This window comes from Vibrio sp. 1069, assembly GCF_033340555.1.
In genome coordinates this window covers 1-551 of record NZ_JAWOWP010000795.1, presented here as the reverse complement: position 1 = coordinate 551, position 551 = coordinate 1, and the positions used below count along the sequence as shown (strand labels likewise).

The 551-nt window shown below is 48.3% G+C and carries 1 pseudogene; it reads left to right on the top strand.

The features are described 5' to 3' along the window. Positions 1–551: pseudogene (gene ubiB / locus R7040_RS29110) on the top strand (ubiquinone biosynthesis regulatory protein kinase UbiB); the annotation flags it as partial.

Here is a 551-nt window from a genome sequence, read left to right as displayed (position 1 = left end):
AATCGTGACTATCGCCGAGTGGCGGAGTTGCACGTTGATTCAGGCTGGGTTCCGGCAGATACCAATGTTGATGAATTTGAGTTCGCGATTCGCATTGTGTGTGAGCCAATTTTTGCTAAGCCACTGTGTGAAATCTCCTTTGGACATGTGCTGTTGAACCTGTTCAACACCGCACGTCGCTTTAATATGGAAGTGCAACCTCAATTAGTGCTGCTGCAAAAAACGCTGCTGTACGTTGAGGGGCTTGGTAGACAATTATATCCGCAGCTCGATTTGTGGGAGACCGCAAAGCCATTCCTTGAAGAATGGATGATGAATCAAGTGGGCCCGCAAGCTTTGGTTAATTCAATCAAAGATCGCGCGCCATTTTGGGCGGAGAAATTGCCGGAGCTGCCGGAGCTACTTTACGATAGCCTCAAACAGGGTAAAGCGATGAACCAGCGTATGGATCAGCTTTATCAAGGTTATCGCCAAAGTAAGCGCCAGCAGGCGACAGGAAAGTTTTTATTTGGCGTTGGCGCCACTTTAGTCGTATGCTCGGCAATATTGGT